Annotated in this window: 18 protein-coding genes; 10 read left to right on the top strand and 8 right to left on the bottom strand. The window is 36.6% G+C overall.

Annotated elements, in window-relative coordinates:
- Positions 1 to 866 precede the first annotated feature (866 nt).
- From BLV50_RS27745 to BLV50_RS27730, 4 genes are all read left to right on the top strand, one after another.
- A complete protein-coding gene (locus BLV50_RS27745; protein WP_090811093.1) occupies positions 867 to 1,244 on the top strand; it encodes a hypothetical protein in 378 nt (125 codons plus the stop codon).
- 87 nt (positions 1,245 to 1,331) lie between these two features.
- Complete coding sequence (locus BLV50_RS27740) at positions 1,332 to 1,706, top strand: hypothetical protein (RefSeq protein WP_090811091.1); 375 nt, start codon at positions 1,332 to 1,334, stop codon at positions 1,704 to 1,706.
- A 740-nt stretch (positions 1,707 to 2,446) separates the two neighbouring features.
- A complete protein-coding gene (locus BLV50_RS27735; RefSeq protein ID WP_090811089.1) occupies positions 2,447 to 3,838 on the top strand; it encodes an N-acetylmuramoyl-L-alanine amidase family protein in 1,392 nt (463 codons plus the stop codon).
- Between the two features lie 31 nt (positions 3,839 to 3,869).
- Positions 3,870 to 4,415 (top strand): GerMN domain-containing protein, encoded by a 546-nt coding sequence (locus tag BLV50_RS27730; protein ID WP_090811087.1) that lies wholly within the window; start codon positions 3,870 to 3,872, stop codon positions 4,413 to 4,415.
- Between the two features lie 732 nt (positions 4,416 to 5,147).
- Here BLV50_RS27730 and BLV50_RS27725 read toward each other — a convergent pair.
- Together BLV50_RS27725 and BLV50_RS27720 are read right to left on the bottom strand one after the other, a co-directional pair.
- On the bottom strand, positions 5,148 to 6,194 hold the full coding sequence (locus BLV50_RS27725) for a HEPN domain-containing protein (RefSeq protein WP_090811085.1): 1,047 nt from the start codon (positions 6,192 to 6,194) through the stop codon (positions 5,148 to 5,150).
- Positions 6,195 to 6,395: 201 nt separating this feature from the next.
- Positions 6,396 to 7,052 carry a hypothetical protein gene (locus BLV50_RS27720; RefSeq protein ID WP_090811082.1) on the bottom strand — a complete coding sequence of 219 codons (657 nt, stop codon included), beginning with the start codon at positions 7,050 to 7,052 and terminating at the stop codon, positions 6,396 to 6,398.
- Positions 7,053 to 7,723: 671 nt separating this feature from the next.
- On the opposite strand from BLV50_RS27720, the gene BLV50_RS27715 reads away from it, so the two are divergent.
- Complete coding sequence (locus BLV50_RS27715; RefSeq protein WP_090811079.1) at positions 7,724 to 7,945, top strand: hypothetical protein; 222 nt, start codon at positions 7,724 to 7,726, stop codon at positions 7,943 to 7,945.
- Between the two features lie 1,159 nt (positions 7,946 to 9,104).
- Here the strand turns inward: BLV50_RS27715 and BLV50_RS27710 are convergent.
- From BLV50_RS27710 to BLV50_RS27700, 3 genes are all read right to left on the bottom strand, one after another.
- Entirely contained in the window at positions 9,105 to 9,308 is a 204-nt protein-coding gene (locus BLV50_RS27710) for a hypothetical protein (protein WP_079696806.1), read from the bottom strand.
- A gap of 460 nt (positions 9,309 to 9,768) precedes the next feature.
- The gene (locus BLV50_RS27705) at positions 9,769 to 10,398 is read right to left on the bottom strand and encodes a hypothetical protein (protein WP_090811077.1); all 630 of its coding nucleotides are present in this window, start codon (positions 10,396 to 10,398) and stop codon (positions 9,769 to 9,771) included.
- Between the two features lie 43 nt (positions 10,399 to 10,441).
- The gene (locus BLV50_RS27700) at positions 10,442 to 11,014 is read right to left on the bottom strand and encodes a hypothetical protein (RefSeq protein WP_090811075.1); all 573 of its coding nucleotides are present in this window, start codon (positions 11,012 to 11,014) and stop codon (positions 10,442 to 10,444) included.
- Between the two features lie 464 nt (positions 11,015 to 11,478).
- Here BLV50_RS27700 and BLV50_RS27695 point away from each other — a divergent pair, with 464 nt between their 5' ends.
- The 3 genes from BLV50_RS27695 to BLV50_RS27685 all read left to right on the top strand — a co-directional run bounded on the left by BLV50_RS27695 (position 11,479) and on the right by BLV50_RS27685 (position 12,947).
- Positions 11,479 to 11,913, top strand: coding sequence for an IS3 family transposase (locus BLV50_RS27695; protein WP_090811073.1), 435 nt, complete (start codon positions 11,479 to 11,481; stop codon positions 11,911 to 11,913).
- Positions 11,914 to 11,919: 6 nt separating this feature from the next.
- Positions 11,920 to 12,363, top strand: a complete 444-nt coding sequence (locus BLV50_RS27690; RefSeq protein WP_090811070.1) for an IS3 family transposase — start codon at positions 11,920 to 11,922, stop codon at positions 12,361 to 12,363.
- 239 nt (positions 12,364 to 12,602) lie between these two features.
- Positions 12,603 to 12,947: a hypothetical protein gene (locus tag BLV50_RS27685; protein ID WP_090811068.1), complete on the top strand. Its 345-nt coding sequence runs from the start codon at positions 12,603 to 12,605 to the stop codon at positions 12,945 to 12,947.
- Between the two features lie 323 nt (positions 12,948 to 13,270).
- Here the strand turns inward: BLV50_RS27685 and BLV50_RS27680 are convergent, their stop codons facing one another.
- From BLV50_RS27680 to BLV50_RS27670, 3 genes are all read right to left on the bottom strand, one after another.
- Positions 13,271 to 13,741 (bottom strand): AbrB/MazE/SpoVT family DNA-binding domain-containing protein, encoded by a 471-nt coding sequence (locus BLV50_RS27680; protein WP_177031280.1) that lies wholly within the window; start codon positions 13,739 to 13,741, stop codon positions 13,271 to 13,273.
- A 1,104-nt stretch (positions 13,742 to 14,845) separates the two neighbouring features.
- The gene (locus BLV50_RS27675) at positions 14,846 to 15,076 is read right to left on the bottom strand and encodes a helix-turn-helix domain-containing protein (RefSeq protein ID WP_079696815.1); all 231 of its coding nucleotides are present in this window, start codon (positions 15,074 to 15,076) and stop codon (positions 14,846 to 14,848) included.
- On the bottom strand, positions 15,028 to 15,360 hold the full coding sequence (locus BLV50_RS27670) for a sigma-70 RNA polymerase sigma factor region 4 domain-containing protein (RefSeq protein WP_090811064.1): 333 nt from the start codon (positions 15,358 to 15,360) through the stop codon (positions 15,028 to 15,030). Before BLV50_RS27670 ends, BLV50_RS27675 begins: the two co-directional genes overlap by 49 nt.
- Before the next feature lie 162 nt (positions 15,361 to 15,522).
- Between BLV50_RS27670 and BLV50_RS32955 the strand changes: the two genes are divergently transcribed.
- Complete coding sequence (locus BLV50_RS32955) at positions 15,523 to 15,693, top strand: hypothetical protein (protein WP_177031279.1); 171 nt, start codon at positions 15,523 to 15,525, stop codon at positions 15,691 to 15,693.
- A gap of 731 nt (positions 15,694 to 16,424) precedes the next feature.
- Complete coding sequence (locus BLV50_RS27665; RefSeq protein WP_079696817.1) at positions 16,425 to 16,793, top strand: hypothetical protein; 369 nt, start codon at positions 16,425 to 16,427, stop codon at positions 16,791 to 16,793.
- Positions 16,794 to 16,796 lie beyond the last annotated feature (3 nt).

Genomic DNA, 16,796 nt, shown 5'->3' with positions numbered 1-16,796 from the left:
TCACGGCTACGCGCGGCCAGCTTTTGGCCGGCAGCTGCCTCACGTAATTGTTGATCTGCTATCGATATGCGTTCTGGTGCAGATCGATTTGATTAGTTTACTTTTCAGTGGCCTCGCTATAGGCATAGGTGTTTTGCTAAACTTCTAATTACATATACCTTTGCATTTTTGCTTCAGTTTGGTATTAGTTTAATGTAATCAATAAGCCCAAAGGTATTGATACATAAGATTATTAACGGCATCTCTTAGTTAACCCGTTAGGCGGAATCAATCTTTACCAAACCATTTCGTTCCAACATCATTTGCCAGAGGGGAAGAAATGAAGGTAACGGTAAGGGCCTATTTGGCTTTGCAGTACAACTAGTTTCCGAAACAAAAAGTTTTTCTATAGAAACGGTGTGTTAAACGTCTATTTTTACCTTTGCGTCCTACAGGTGCTGCAATAAACAAAAATCTTTCATTTTTTTCTGGGGTATATCTTGTTTCCCTTATCTGCAGGTAATTCTCAATATCTATCTTGGCTCGGGCCACGAACTTGTACGATAAAATAAACAAGCCGCTAAATTAGCGACTTCAATGGGATTATGTTCTTGTATCCAATCCAATTTTCCCATACGTGCCTCTTGGGTATCCAATCTGCTATGAGGCTTTAATCCAGTTCTTATAGGACAAGTTTCAAACCAACTGCTCTACAATAATTTGTTTTATAGACCTTTATGTAAATGTTACAAAACTGACATTCCTTTTTATGTGAATATATGGTATATTATGTATGTCCTCATATTTACAAATATAAGTTTAATAGTAAATAAAAAGGATACTGCTAGGTTTTACATACAAAACCCAAAAAAAAGGAGACTTAAAAAATGTTGAAAAAGTTAATTGCTGTTTCTTTAGTTGCTGCAATGGCACTTCCGGTAACTGGGGCGTTTGCTTCAAGTAATCCTACAGATAGAGTTCGGCCTGATATCCAAAATGGTATAGATTCACGTATTACAGTTGCACCTGGTGCAGATGAAGTTAACATTATGAGTGTAACATGGGCAACCAAAGTGGCTGCCAATATAAGAGCAACTGCATCACCAACTGGAACACTTGTCAAAAGTGTACCCGCAAACTATCAATTACACAGTCAAACTGGTGAATATACTGTTGTTAACGGAGTAACATGGGTCTATGTTTGGAACGATAATAGCACTGTAGTTGGTTATATACTGCTCTCAGCTCTAACTCAGACTGGTTAAGAACCGTTTGGAAACTTAAATTTAGACTTTATCAAGGTAAGAAAGAAACACTTGATACATTTCATCAGAATGAGAGGAGATCTTAAAATGTTAAAAAAATTGATTGCTGTTTCTTTAGTTGCTGCAATGGCACTTCCGGTAACTGGAGCTTTTGCATCGGATAATCCAACGGATAGAATTAGACCTAACACTCCGGTTGACTCAACGATCACAGTAGAGCAAGGAAACGACGAAGTTTCTATTATGGCTTACAGTTGGACAGTCAAAGTTGCTGCAAATGTTAGAAAAACTCCATCGCCAACGGGGGAATGGGTGGCAACAGTACCTGTAGGCTACAAATTTACAGGTCAGCATGGCGGTCAAGTTTGGGTTGTGAATGGACAAGAATGGGTTTATGTCTGGAACGACACCACTGGATTAAAAGGCTATATCTTACTTTCATCTCTTGAAGAGACTGGTTAATAGTTGATAATACCTTGAATTTACCAAGACAAGAAAATTTAATTGTCCACTAAAATGGCATTACTAAAAAAGATCCTTTCGCAATGTAATTAAGCGGTTGGATCTTTTTCTGTTGAAAATATAACCGCGTATAACCTTGAGGGAAATTAACAGCTACCAATCCAAGAACCCAACTCCCCATTCGGAGGATGGTTCGCTTCTATATCCTGGTGGGCAGCTAACAAGTGATAATCTTCCTTCACATTATCTCTACTTTCAACCTTACCATCAGATAAATGACCCCTAATTTGAATAATTTTGTATTAAATCCAATGACTGCGCAACTTTTATGCAGGTTGTAGCGTTTTTATAATATGTAGTAAATTTTAGAAAAATCCACCTCTCCATATTCGCATCTTTAAGAAACTTTAGTGGAAATTTGATACCGGCTAAGTTACATATATTGTGGATTATAGTACGTAATCACAGGAAAAATAATTAAATTGCAGAATGATGTCATATAGTTAGTAGTTAGTAATTTCAGCTTATTGAACTAGCTTGCGGGTCGTAGGAGGTGATTGGTTTCCCCGTTAACTTGATACCTTTCAATTTCATAGCATCAGTCCAACTTTCTTTTGAATTGATTAGTTCGAGTAATAGATTATTTTCCTGTGATTCCTTTTCATAGATGAATATCGAAATTGTAACCTTGTCATTCAGTTAGAAGTTTAGTAATACGTAAATTAAAACCGAGGTGTAAAATGAAAAAATCTATATTCATGTTACTATTTAGTGCACTACTACTCTTTCTGATTCCCTTGCCTACTCATGCAGCTACAAATCAAACCAAAATTATTTTAGATGGCCAGGAACTAAATTTACCTAATGATGTCGAAGTCGTTAATGTTCGAAACAATATCATGATTCCAATTCGAGTAGTCGCAGAGAATTTAAAATTCAATGTGAATTGGGACCAAAAAACACAAAATGTGAATATCCAACAAGGATCTAATGCAATTTCATTGACCGTTGGAAAAGAGCAGGCTGTAGTCCAAAACAACACCGTGGCGCTTAACATTTCTCCGCAAATGATCAAGAATACGGTTGTCGTTCCCATACGTTTTGTTAGTGAAGAGATGGGCCTGAAAGTTGGCTGGAATAACAAAGACAAGATTGTTACATTAACCAGCAGTACATTGCCCTCATCCCCACCCTCTAATGAGAATGGGAATGAAGCAGCCACTAACCTGATTCATGATATAAACTATGCCAATAATCAACTTGTCGTTTCGTTAGACCGTGAAGTTACTCCAGTCATTACAACACTAAAAAATCCTGAACGAATTATTTTGGATTTCCCATCTACCAACTTCGGTAATATGGGCCAAGTTCCCTCTGGAGGATCCATGGGAAGATTGGATACTAGTGACTTTCCAAGTGTTACAGAGGTGCGCTATTCTCTTTTCAAAAGTGATCCTGCTCAAGTTCGAATCGTGATTGAATTAAATAATGTAAATTCGGTTAATTATACTCAACAAACCATCGCCGGCAAATTCATCCTTGATCTGAGTATAGTAAATGATACCACGCCTGCAACCCCTATCAACAACGGAAAAAAGGTAGTCGTTATTGATCCGGGCCACGGAGGCAGTGATCCAGGTACAACAAGTTTCACCAAAAATCCAGAGAAGATTTTTACCCTTGCTTTAGGCCTTAAAGTGCAGGCTCTTTTAGAAAAGGAACCTGACATAGAATTAATTATGACTCGTGAAACGGATATCTACCCTACACGATCAGAACGCGTCAAGCTTGCAAACGATCTTAAGGCAGATGTATTTGTATCTATACACGGTAACAGTGTAACCGCTGCTCCCCAAGTATCTGGAACTGAAACGTATTATTACCAACGTGAAAGTAGTAAAGAACTAGCAAATATCATTCATAAAAATTTGATCAAGGCCCTGGCATTTACAGATCGTGGCGTTAAGAACGGAAACTACCAAGTCATCCGAGAAACCACTATGCCTGCAGTTCTTTTAGAAGTCGGATTCTTAAGTAACAAGTCTGAGGAGGAGGCCATGATGTCAGAAACCAATCAAAATAAAGCGGCACAAGCTATTGTTGATGGAATAAAAGAATATCTGAATCTATAGGGCAGCAAATAATTTAAGAGGATGTGCTTCTATGAAAAAAGGAATCTATCTGGCTATCGCAATTTGTGCCATAAGCATACTAGCGGTGGGTTGTGGTAGCAAACCTACTTCTTCTGGTCCAGTACAGGGTTCTGATCCTGCAAGTACTACACCAGCTCCAATAGTCAATCAGGGCGAGGTGGACGAAGAATCTCAAGAAATTGGTGTTTTTTACGCCGACGATCAACTATTAGAACTCGAACAACGTAAGAAGGAGATTACATTCGAAGATGACTCCGAAAGATACAGTAAGACTTACGAATCCCTTCAAAGTAGCGATCAAACCGAACTGATTCCTTTGTGGAAAAATATAGATTTACTTTCGGCTACTTTTGATCAAGGAAAGTTGACACTAGATGTGCATATTCCGGATGAAGCAAGATTAGGATCTGGAGGGGAAATTCTTGCCATTGATGCCTTGAAAGAAACATTTTTTCAGTTTGAAGAAATAAGCAGTATTGATCTGCTTGTTGACGGAGAAGCAGCTGAAAGTTTAATGGGTCATGCGGAATTAGAACATCCACTAACCCGTAAATAACGTTCCACCCATGAAAAAACAGCCGAATCTCTAGTAGACGGCTGTTTTCCTTCACTCAGAATATTATTTCAGTTAAAATATGATCGACTATTAATTATCATCTCTTTATTGGAGACCGACAGACAGACAGGAAACTTCTTCTTTTTTGGTTTAATGCGATCCCAAAGATCCGGATTTATGGACTTGCTCCTACCTAACTTTCTTCGCAGGTAAGCATGCCATTCTTTAATATCTACTGAACTAGTATCAGAACGTTTTACTACGAGTTTTTCATAGTACGGATATGTGATCAATAATGTGGCTACCAAACGCTTATACCGTGTATACTTCGTAGTTAGTTCCCCGACGAAAATCAGCAACCGGTTAGCACAACCACTTCAAAGCCTCAATCTGTGAATACCATGGTTCCAGTACCACAGCAATCACCCAAAGCTTCATCAGCTAAGTGTGTGGAGGCCAAGCAGGAGATAAAGGAAATTCAGGGTTATGGTTTTGGACATTGCTTAATGCTTAGATATAAATAAACAACTTCAGCGAAGACAGCCACTTCTTGTACTCTTTTAGAGAAATAACCGCAACGTATCATCTTATTTAACGACACCAATTTCTTGCCCTTTTCGGCAATGGAACAATGTTTTTGTCTCGCGATCATTTCATTTATTTACTGAATAATAAATAAAGTGTTTGATCATAAAAGATCAAGCACTTTTTGCCCGGGCATGAAATAATCAGTTATTTTGAGATTAGCTGACTGTTAATGTGGTCCACAAAATTTTTCACTTCAGTTATAAGTTTGGTAATTTCTTCAACAGTCACTGAATTAACTGTACCTGTTTTATCTTTACCGTTTCTATGAACAATATCGTGACGTTTTGTTACGGCTGCATAGATTAATTCTATATCTTTAGGAAAGCTTACACCTAAGGTATCTTTATACATTCCTTTAACCTTTGGAATGTTATGATAAATCACTTCAAGTAAAGCCTTAGTAATAGTTTTTTCCAAATTGTCAAACTTATCATATATATCATTTAAACCAAATTTATGTTCACTAAAGTCTTTAAACGTTTTAACGAATTTTCTTTTATAAGAATTTTTCTTAGTTACAGTATTTATAAATGCGTCTGAAAGATATGTCTCTAGTGAAGTTATCACATTAGCATAGATCATATTAAGATGTAAATTTTTTTGTTTATCTGTAGGGAAAGCTAGAGAAGACATAGACTCAAGATTTTCTATACTTTCAACAAAGTTATTGTAAAAGTCATTGTTTATAACAGAACTTGCCTCTAAGTACCCATCTTCGATTAACATTCTAACTAATCTGTTTCTTTGTCTTTGATCAATTAACTCCTGCCTGTTCAGATCGAATAAATCAATTGTATTCGCAGCCTTAGTATTATTACCATGTATAGTACCATCTTCCTTTTCAATCAACTGACTCTCTATATCATCATAAACGGGATGCAAAATAGTAAGTTCTCCATTTAGTATTGGATCTGTATTTTTTTTTCTTCTATCGCAGATATCACATGCAAAGAAGATGTTGTCCCAGTCATATGCCAAAGCAGGATAAAGACTCTTCGGATAAAAATTATTCAAATTTCCCTTAGAAGTGATCCCAACATTTTGCCTGCAATACACACATCTATTTTGACTTTCTTGTCTTAATATATCTTTTAAGAGTGGGATAAATCTGTTATTATTCATATTCTTTGCTTCTATAAATGTAGGGTTACTATAAATCTCTGGTTCACTTGATCTTACGATTTTCAACATTTGTATTCACTACTTCCCTTATATTTTGTTTGTTAACCTATTGAAATAGATATGATAAATGTGTAAATGAGACCAGCTACAGATCTGTTTACTCTGATCGTCAATGCGACTATGCTTGTATATTTTGCAAAATCCTTACAAGTTCTTGTCCGTGCTCGGCGTTATTTAAAATTTGACGCATTAACATAACAACAACATTGTTCAGGGCTTCCTTGAAACGATCATTTCCAAAAGTAACCACTTATTTTGTGCTGATAACGCTAGGTAAGCATTCAAAACGTTGTTTGGAATACTTTCAGATTGCTCAACCAGTTTATGCAACTTTTCAATCACAACATTAACGTCTATTATGCTATTGTTTTTCTCGAGAAAATTTATTACTACATTAATATTTGGGTTAATGCTTTTTGGTTGCATTTCAGCTTTCTTTGCAACCCCATTTTTAAAAATATGGCTTCTAAAGTTATAAATACTCTTAGGATCTATCCCCCAGTTCTCTGCTATTTCTGAGATAGTGTATTTCCGGAACAGCGTTTTGGCCACATCCGTTTTAGCATGTTGCTCCAAAGCTTTAAACTCTTCATAAGTTAGGATAATATCTTCAGTTATTTTAAACCGTTTGTGGCCCCGGTCATCATGCCTAATAGGTATCCCCTTTTTTCCCAAGAGGTTTAATATTATCAATCTCCTATGTAAGGTATTAGTTGAGATCTCCATCCCCTTACATATAGCCTCATTTGTCTTAGTTAATCTCCAGTGTCTCATGTAAATATGCTGTTGATCGAGTTCCATATTTATGAATTCTTTGTATGCAATCAACTTATCCAGATCTAAGGCTATTTCATTTAGATTACTCATGCGTAGTTAACTCCTTATACTAACTAATTTTAGTCGAGTCTCGCATCTGATAAATTCTCCCTGCTAAAAATAGCTGTTGATTGTTATGTTCCCATTCATCTCTGTAATCCCTCTCTTATCTCAGATGCAATCCCAAACAGATAATGTACTGCTGTACATAACTAAGTACAAAAATACAATCTATATATTAACTCCAATCACATGATTACTCATTGTAAGTCTCTATCTTTTTTCGCGGCTACATATACTGATTAAAATAATGTCACCATTTAATTTATCAACAAATTTTGTTTCCTCATGCGCGATCGCTTCAATAAACTATCCTTTAGAACATTATATAATATGTGAATATTTAGGTCACGTCACTTAATGATTGTTAATCAGTCTGAATAAACTTATCTATTTTTCATATCTGGAATTACGACCTTGGCGATACGAAGTTTAAGCAAACGAATTAATGCACATCTAGTCCTATTACAAATTTCATTGTCTTTACTTGAATGCCTTTTAAGTGTAATGGTGTGTGGTGTTGTTAAAGAAATAAAGAGGAAATGAAGGATTATATGAACAACACCTCGAAACATAATCAAAATGATATCACAATAATGAGGTGACTCCTTTTGATTAAAAGTACTCGATATTGCAATTTGATTACAGAAGGTCGAAATACTATGGATCACGAAGACAGAGCTGCTATCCAAAAAATATTCGTCAAGGGTAAAGCTCGACATGAGATTCGATTTGCATGGTATAAGAATAAAAATGGAAAATATTACTTTCAAGCAAGACCTCTTGATCTCACTGAGTCTGATCTTTTATCTGTTTTTGCATCTGCCCTAAAAAATGAAGTCTTCAGTCCGGAGTTCATCCGGGATCTTAAAAATATGCTTTAAGATTTTTTTTGGTGCAAATCTTTCTATGTGGATACGGCCAGGTCCTGCCGGGAACATACCGGATCTTAAGTGGCCTCCTTGCCGCTGTAAAGCCGGTAGTATAACCCCGATTGCATTTGGGGCATCAGCTCCCTTTTAAAGTGCCAGATCAGCTTTACTTCAGTCACAGCAATAAGCGCCCAAGAGGAAGAACTCCACCTGAACGCTTTTTTATTGCTTAAGTTAAGATGTGCTTAATAATTTCAGCGCCCCAAACGATAACGATTTGAATCAGCATTTGTCGTCCCTCACGTGTTCTTAAAAATTCTCGCATTTCACGACACACGCTCACCAAGCCTGTCCACATATAGTGGACGATAGATTTGAATCTCTTCAATATAACCCCTCCTTTCTTCTGCTCAGTAGCCAGTAGTAATTCTCAGCCCTGGAATTATCAGTAGATCTTAAAGCGTAAACAGCTTGTCTAACGATTCAGATAAGATATGATAAGCACTCAACTTGAAATATATAACGATTGTTGTCGTACTCCCTGTCGAACTAATAAAGGATTAAGCAGGTGTATTCAAGTCTCTACTTTTCTCATCCGGGCTGGTCAATCTTGTATAGGAAGGAAGAAGATGATTCCAAGGTTTTTACATCTAAGCAAAATGAAACAAAAATGAGGTTTTTAAGTGTGACATTATCATCATACGTTTTTTTGTAAGGATTATAACGCTGACCAATCAATCCCCTGTAACCTCCATTGGGTAGAATAAATTCCTGTTGGTTTAATGACGATATCGAAAAAAGGCGCTCCCAATAATCCAAGAGCGCCTTTCTCATATTTAATGTTCGTTTTGGACCAAGTAGGTCATGAAGTTATAAATAACTCCGTCACTTCAAGTGCGTGTTGGTTAAATCGTGCCTTTAGCTCAAGGCGCTCCAGGTAGATGCAGGAGAAGCTTTGCTGCTCTCCCTTCAATGGGGGAAGCGGCATGTCAGTTGCCTGAGCTTCATCTCATGAGCGTTTCAGTTAAGTACAGGGGAAATGTCCTTCTATAAATAAAAAGAACGGCCACCGCCGTTCTGGGTAGTGAGTGTGTACTGCGTCGGTGAGTCTATTGAGCTGCGTGGTATCTTTCTGTTCGAAATGAGCAAAAGCGTGCCGTGGGAAAGTGCTTTATGTTAGTATCTCAATTTCTTTCAGAATATCGCTGTAAGTAACCTCATTGTTCATTAGATTTTGATATGAGTTGAATGCTTTATCAAACTGAGCATCTGTAGCTTTTATATAGCCGTTATCAATCATTTCTTGATCCGTTTCATCTGGATCGCTTACCATCCTATATTCTATACTGTTTATTTTCAGAAAATTTCTTCCCATGATTCGCCTCCTATTCTTTCCAATATCTATCTACTCTCTTTGAATTATACCCCTGATAAGCTAGACAGTTCCAGATAAGATTAAATGAGCGTTTCCCGTATTAAATACGGGAAACGCTCATAACTTTACTATTTTTCTGTTTTTTCTTTTTTCTCATAGGAAAGCTTAAATATCCAGATCTACGTAGATTGCGGCGTGGTCAGATGCAGCCTGCGCAGGGTTAGTGATCTCCGGAAGGTGTGGAAATAGGGTACCGTTTCTACCTCCCCAAACGCCGGCACGGTAAATGCCCCCGCCACGTGCGTTTGTCCAGTAAAGTAATCTCTAGCAGTCAATAAATAATATAATATCAAAAAAAGAGTGTGAATTTAAAGAAATCTATGGAATGTAATTTTGTTACATCTTGATTTTAAAAACTCTAAATTATCTTAATAATATATAGATTTATGTGATAAATGGTTTATTGGGAATCGAAAGAAATTCCAATTTCTATATTAGTTCCATGTAATTCAAAACTTTCGGTAAAGCTTGAAGTAGATTCGACATATTTCCAATTGGTACCCTTACAAATTGCGGATAGTATCTCTTTAGCAGTTTCTTTTGTGATACCTTCATTGAAACCGGTGCTAAAAAGAGATCGAGATTTCTGGACTTTTGCCTGCACTCCAATTCGTGGGTCAACACCATAAAGGGAACGGACAATTTTCCGGATTTCTAAGAGTGCATTTGCGATTGGGCTATATTTTTTTGTTGATCGTGGGAGAGTTCCTAATCGATGTTTAGTTTGGCGTTCTGATTTGTAAATGATGATCTCTGAATAGTGGTATTTATTAGAACCCTTTTTAGCGCTAGTGAATGACATACTTCCAAAAGCACCCTTGTCGTCAATAATTTCATTTTTTGTGGTCCAGTTGTTGCTTCCTTCAACCATATCTGAAATGACTAATTGAGCTATACGGTTTGTAGAAGGCCATGAGTGTATTGTTAAACTAATTTCTGCATCTAATCCAAGTTCATTTTTGATAAGCTCTTTAAGATATTCAAGATACCTAGCAACGCTTACAGTAGGAGGAAAAGAATCTGAAGTCATACGTTATCTCCCCTATTTCTTTTAATGATAATGCAGAATTATTTCAACTTATTAATTGGTCTCTAGGTACATATGTGTCAACTAGGTCATCGTAGCCCTCTGGAGGTGGAAATTCTCTATTAACATACTTCTTGTTTGTCATGAATAAACCTTTACCAAAGTGAGTATCAATGATTCCTGCAGAGTAATCAACAAAGACTCGTTCACCGCAATATTTACATTTTGAGAATGTAGTATTTTTTCTATAAGGTGCACAATATGTAGCAGAACATCTGCAAGTAATTTTAAATGTAACCCTAGGTATTGGTAATGAATTTTCTTTTTCTAGTAGGTTACGTGTTTCATAATTTAATTCTGTTTCTGTAGTACCCTCTACAGTTTGAGAACTGTTAAGGGTTTCAAGTTCAATTTGCTGTTCGTTTTGTTCAAGTTTAAAATCAGCTACCAAAGACGCATTTAAGCCGAAAATATTTTTCCCAACGGAAGTTATAAATCGTGTCTCGTTGTTGTAACATTTAATCCAATCTTCAGACTGCTCTTTAGAAAGCTCAACCTTACCCTTAACACCATTATTTAGTGTGTAAACCATTATATTAAGCCCATTATCTTTTTTCATCCAAATAACTCCCCTCCCCTTTTAATCTTATTTGATTATTATTTCTCTATTATTCCTCTTTCATATCTTTCATATGCCTTCTGCAGTAATTAACTTCACTATATAGATATCAGTATAGCATGTATTTTAATCAGTTAAGTATCGACTATCCCCCTCCTTTACGAAGTATAGGACCGATTCTTTGTATTCTAAATAATCATTTTGAAGGATTACATTCAGTTAACCGATCCCTCCCCTATCCCCTGCTACATCCTAGCAAGCAAGGAATATGTATTACAGATTGAGTACTTTGTAGTGACCTGGCTGTACCCGCTCATAGTAAGATTTGTGATGATGTGTTGCGTTAGTGCAACACCTAGAAGTAATGTGTGTTCTGATGGTGGATTCTCGAAAAGTGTTTTCGCTCTCTTCATATAAAGAACGCTATGTGCAAAAACTGAAACGGGAGAATGAGTTGCTAAAAAGTGCTTGGTAATCTGGAAGGAGGAAGCAAACAGGAAAGATTTCAGATCATAGAAAAGGTTGCGGTATACGGTGATATCCAGAAACTCTGCCATGTGTTTGGCGTGTCCCGGAGCGGATTTTATGCCTACGTAAAACGTAAACGATTCGATCGCGATGCAAAGGCGAAGAACCAGGTGCTTCAAACATATCAACGATATGAAGGCAAATATGGTTATCGACAGCTCCAATTGTTCCTTTGGCAAGATCAAGGAATATGGATGAATCACAAAAAGGTGCTCCGCCTGATGCAAATGCTCGGTATTCAATCTCGAATCCGTCGTAAACGACGCTCCAGTAGCTCGTATGCACCTGCGCAGCGTGTAGCAGAGAACCTCTTGAAGCGCGACTTCCGTGCGGAAAAGCCAAATCAGAAATGGGCAACCGACATTACCTAGTATCGTGTGGGCGAGCGCTGGGTTTATCTTTCAGCCGTAAAGGATCTGTTTAATAACGAAATTGTGGCTTACGAAATAGGCGAACGCAACGACAATGAACTGGTGCTCCGCACATTTAGCAAGGCGTTTGCGAAGCAAAAAGACGTGACCGGACTGGTCGTTCACAGCGACCAAGGATTCCAGTACACGTCCCATGCTTACCACGACATGCTGCCAAAGGTTGGCGCCCTAATCAGCATGTCTCGCCGAGGAAATTGTTATGACAATGCCTCTATGGAGAGTTTCTTCTCGCATCTCAAAACGGAAGGACTCTATCCTTATCATATCCGAACGGTTGCTGAAGCACAAAGCAAAATCGAAAAATATATCCGTTTTTACAACCGAAAACGGCCACAACGAAAACTAAAAAAACTGACGCCGGTAGAGTACCGACGCCAGTTTGCAGCCTAGGGTCTTTTTATAATGTCTACAAAATGGGGTCTTGACCAACGTAGATTATGTGCTCTTTTTGTTTGATTTTGATATGTTAAAAGTTTAACAACATGTCACAGTTTTGACATTACCTTTTTGTTACATTATATGGTATATTATGTGTGTTCACTAGTTGACATTTAAAAGGTGAATAGTAAATAGGAAGGAGAATACTAATATTTTACATATTGTATCTTGTCAAAAAAGGAGACGTTAACATGTTTAAAAAGATGATAGCTGTTACTTTAGTTGCTGCAATATCGCTTCCAGTAACAGGGGCATTCGCTTCGGAATATATGAATAATAGTGGTACACCTGATACCCAGAACTTTAACGAGTCACGTGCCACAGTAACAAAATATTGGACAGTTAACACAACCGCTAATATGAGAGCTACCCCATCACGAACTGGTGCACATGTACTCTCGTTATACCCGGGAGATAAATTACAGGGTGGTTCATACACTGTTGTTGTGAACGGAGAAACATGGGGATTTTTCGTGAATCCAAATGGTATTGAGGCGGGCTATGTTTTACTCTCTTCTCTGACAGCGGACAATTAAAAACCATTGAAGAGATTCATTCAAGATCTTTAAAGGGCTGCTTTGACTTCACGAAATTTGATATTTTCAATGCCTATAACTTGAAAACTCCTCTTAAGCAAGGCGAATTGTTAAAATTGGTCATTTAAGAGAACGGAGTAACATGGGTTCGTGTTGAGACTTTAGATCAAAAATATTCGGGATTTATACTTCTCTCAGCTCTAACTGAAATTGGCTAATAAATAAATGATTTGTCTTTTCAGATATGAAGATGAATCTATAAAAACAAAAAGATCCATTCGCTATAAATTCGCGAGTGGATCTTATTCTTAGTTAGAGTACATTCACGCTTCTATTGATTTTGATTTTACTTCTTTCAATAACTGACTTACCCTACCCTGTGATAGATCTAACAGTCTAGATAGCTCCTTCTGAGAAGCTTTGGGATTCTCTTTAAGTAAAATTAGTAAACTCTCCATAGAGTTAGCTTTTCTTCTTACTTGTTTAACTTCTGTTTGAGTATCCTGATTTAGTATGTAGGCATGAGTACTCGTTTGCTTTGATCCTTCATTTGAGAATGATACCGAACAAGATTGGCAAATCAACCTATCTCTATATAGAAAGAGATTGTCCGGCGAACCACAAAAAATGCATAAGCGGTCTTGATACTTTCTTAACACAATCGTTCCTCTAGTGTTGTCTATTAAAAACTCAATAGGATCTTTCTCTTCTATTTCCATTGTGTCTCTCAATTCTTTCGGAAGGACGATTCGTCCCAAATTGTCCAATTTTCTGACGATCCCTGTGCTTTTCATCAACTTCCCCCCTTCTCTACTGTAACATAATATACCATTAAATACCTTAGATATATATATTTGTATCATATATAGTGAATGATAATTGTAAGAAGGTACAACCGGTAATCCAGAAACTAATGATAATGTCTTAATATAACTTTGGCTTTTAATGTTAAGACTCTTTTACTTAAAGAACCAAATTGAAATTGTTATGATACACGAAACAGATTTTTAATCCACTCGAACAGAGTCTGCACATTTGGCCAGTATTATTTTCATATCGAGGGCAATAGCTCTCCCTTCTTCATCTTAAGTTTGGGATACTGAAAGTTATTTTTCAACGCAGCTTTGGAGCTTTAAAGGAAACGATGTTTCAGAGTGAAGAAGATAATGTTATTTGACTTGCTTTTAGATGGCGTTACTGCAGAAAGCTTTACGGGGCATTTCGAATTAAACATCCTACTATTCTGACAAAGTTTAAGCCTTTTTTAACTCCTAAGCATCAATCTTCGTATTAGATGAAGAATATAAGAAAGTATAAATAAAAATACTTGCTACCTAAAAAGTCAGCAAGTATTATATATTGAAAATATCATGTGGAATGGAATTAGAAGAGACCCTGGCTCATGATACTTAATTATCATTAACATCGACTATTACCGAAGATCGTAGTTTACTGTAAAGAGAACACGGCTGAAATCTTACGTTAGAATGATTGGGTTCGTGAGATCTAAGATGTCCAAAAACACATCATGCGCGCTTGGTTAAGACATACGAGGTATTTTGACACAAGTCTCAGTAATAGTGTTTAGCCTTTGAATAGCATCGTCTCAGGATGACGATCCAGTAAAAGTGAAAACAGTTAAACTCTCCTGCTACTCCCCTCTTGGTAACAAACGATGGAATCACTTCCCTTACTCGTGTACGGATGATTCGCAACAAAGGTTTAAACTTGTATGGTCCCTCCTCAATTTTACCTTACCACTGCTCAATATTATTTACATATGTTATCTCTAATGATTTATACCACAGTTTTGAACAGTTACTATGTAAAAATGTTAAAAGCTATACACCAAAGATGTACAGCTTAGCGACGGTAATTCTATCCTCCTCTCCCCTGCCTTATCTTAATTTATGCTGATGTTGATTGACGATTAATTCTAGGAGTCCAAGTTTAAGTGATTGCATGACATCCTCTTTTGGCATTTTAATATACTTAGCAAGCTGCTCCATCTCATCTTCAAAAATATCAACGATTTTCATGAAAGCATCTTGATCTCCCGCCCTAGCGAGTTCAACCAATCCTATGAACTCAGTTTCATTGACAACATTTTTAACGTCTTCTTTTTCCATTTGTTCACCGCCTGTTGTGAGATTTGCAGCTCAAGAGCAACTTCCTTTTCAGATTTCCCATCTAGGTATATGGCATGGATTATCTTCTTTCCTACTTCGTTATTGATAAGGTTAAATATGTCTTGAACAAAAAACTTAGAAACAGAAGAACTTTCAAATGATTCAATGGAGTTGATATCAAATACCATACCAAACTCCTTGTTAGCAGAGACTTTGCAACGATATTGCAATCGCCATGCTATTTTCTTTAGTTCAGAGCTATACATATCTTTTGTCATTTCCATTTAGATCACCCCTCTATATATAAGGTAAAAAACGGAAGTATTTAACAACCAACAAGAACAAATGTTCTTATTTTATTTTACTTTATCATGTATAATTCATCCAGTTAAAAGTTGTAAAATGACTCTCACATTTACCTTTATTTATAAGAAGGAGGGGAGGGAATGGACATTGAAACTTTAATCCAGTTGGTACCAAATTTCGGGTTTCCTATTGTAATTACGTTTATGCTGCTGAAATATTTGATGGATAACATCAAAGAAAAATTTGATACTTTAGACAAGACTCTTAAAGAATTGATGACTCTAATCAAAGATCAAAAAAATCAGCATTGATTTTCTACATGTGTAAGTTAGTCACCGATTGGTGTTTCGGCATCAATCGGTTCGTTTTGTTCCTTGTCTCAGACATGAACTAATTATCTTAGAATAGCCTGTGGTAATTACAAGTTTACTCACCTCCTTTCCTACTCTTAACATACGAAGTGCTTTTAGGACTTAACAGCGAAAATACTTAAATTAATTTAATATGGAATATTTGGAAGCGTTGTAATATAAGCGTTTACGATGAATATGTGTCACTAGTTTCATTACAAAATTGTTAGAAATGGAATTTGTATCAATCTTCACTTGAGTAGGCGTGCTTATAAAGAATTCTTACAAGAATCTAAAATACCGTTGATCGTAGATCGTAGACTAATTACAGTCTTAGCTTAACTTCGGTATGATTATTGAATTTAAGGAATACTCTCTGAAGATTTTCATAGAATAGACTGTAGAACCTTGAAATAATGCAGAAATCAAAGGATTTCTCACAATAAACGAACACTTGTATGCGTTTAATTGTGTCACACAATTGTGTCACTTGAATGTGATGCATAACATGGGTGTCAAAAAGCCTGATTTAACAATGTTTTTTGATATACTTTATATATCAATCTGTTAATGTCGCTAAATATAGTCACACAATTGTGTGACTATATTTTTCTTTACTTAATGGCGCGATGTACTCTATAATTAACAATATAATCCTCTAAATTGGAATGTTAAGTGGGGGTGATTGAGAGTTGGAATATAGAGGTGTATCACCTGGGGAAAAGGAAGATAATTACGACGACGTTCTTTATAGTGAACGTACTCTATCTTTCTTAAGAAGCAAATTAGATGATTTCGCTATTGCAATCTTTTTGAAGATTGTAAAAGAGAATAAAGATCATCGAGGATTTGTGAAGACAAGATTAGAAGACTACCGCAGCAAAAGGTTCTATATAGACCATGCGATCTTGATCTTAGATGCTCAGGGGTTCATAGCGAGCAATAAAGATGGCACTATGAATCCCTACTTTCTAACGGATAGAGGTAGACAACTCTTAAACCTCGTCATCAATGAAAGAAATGAACAGAAGAAACAAGCGCTTAAAAGGAGTGACCAATAAACG

The organism is Paenibacillus sp. 276b (genome assembly GCF_900107875.1).
GTDB lineage: Bacteria > Bacillota > Bacilli > Paenibacillales > Paenibacillaceae > Paenibacillus > Paenibacillus marchantiae.
The sequence above is the reverse complement of the archived record's forward strand: the minus strand, read 5'-3'. Positions and strand labels throughout refer to the sequence as shown.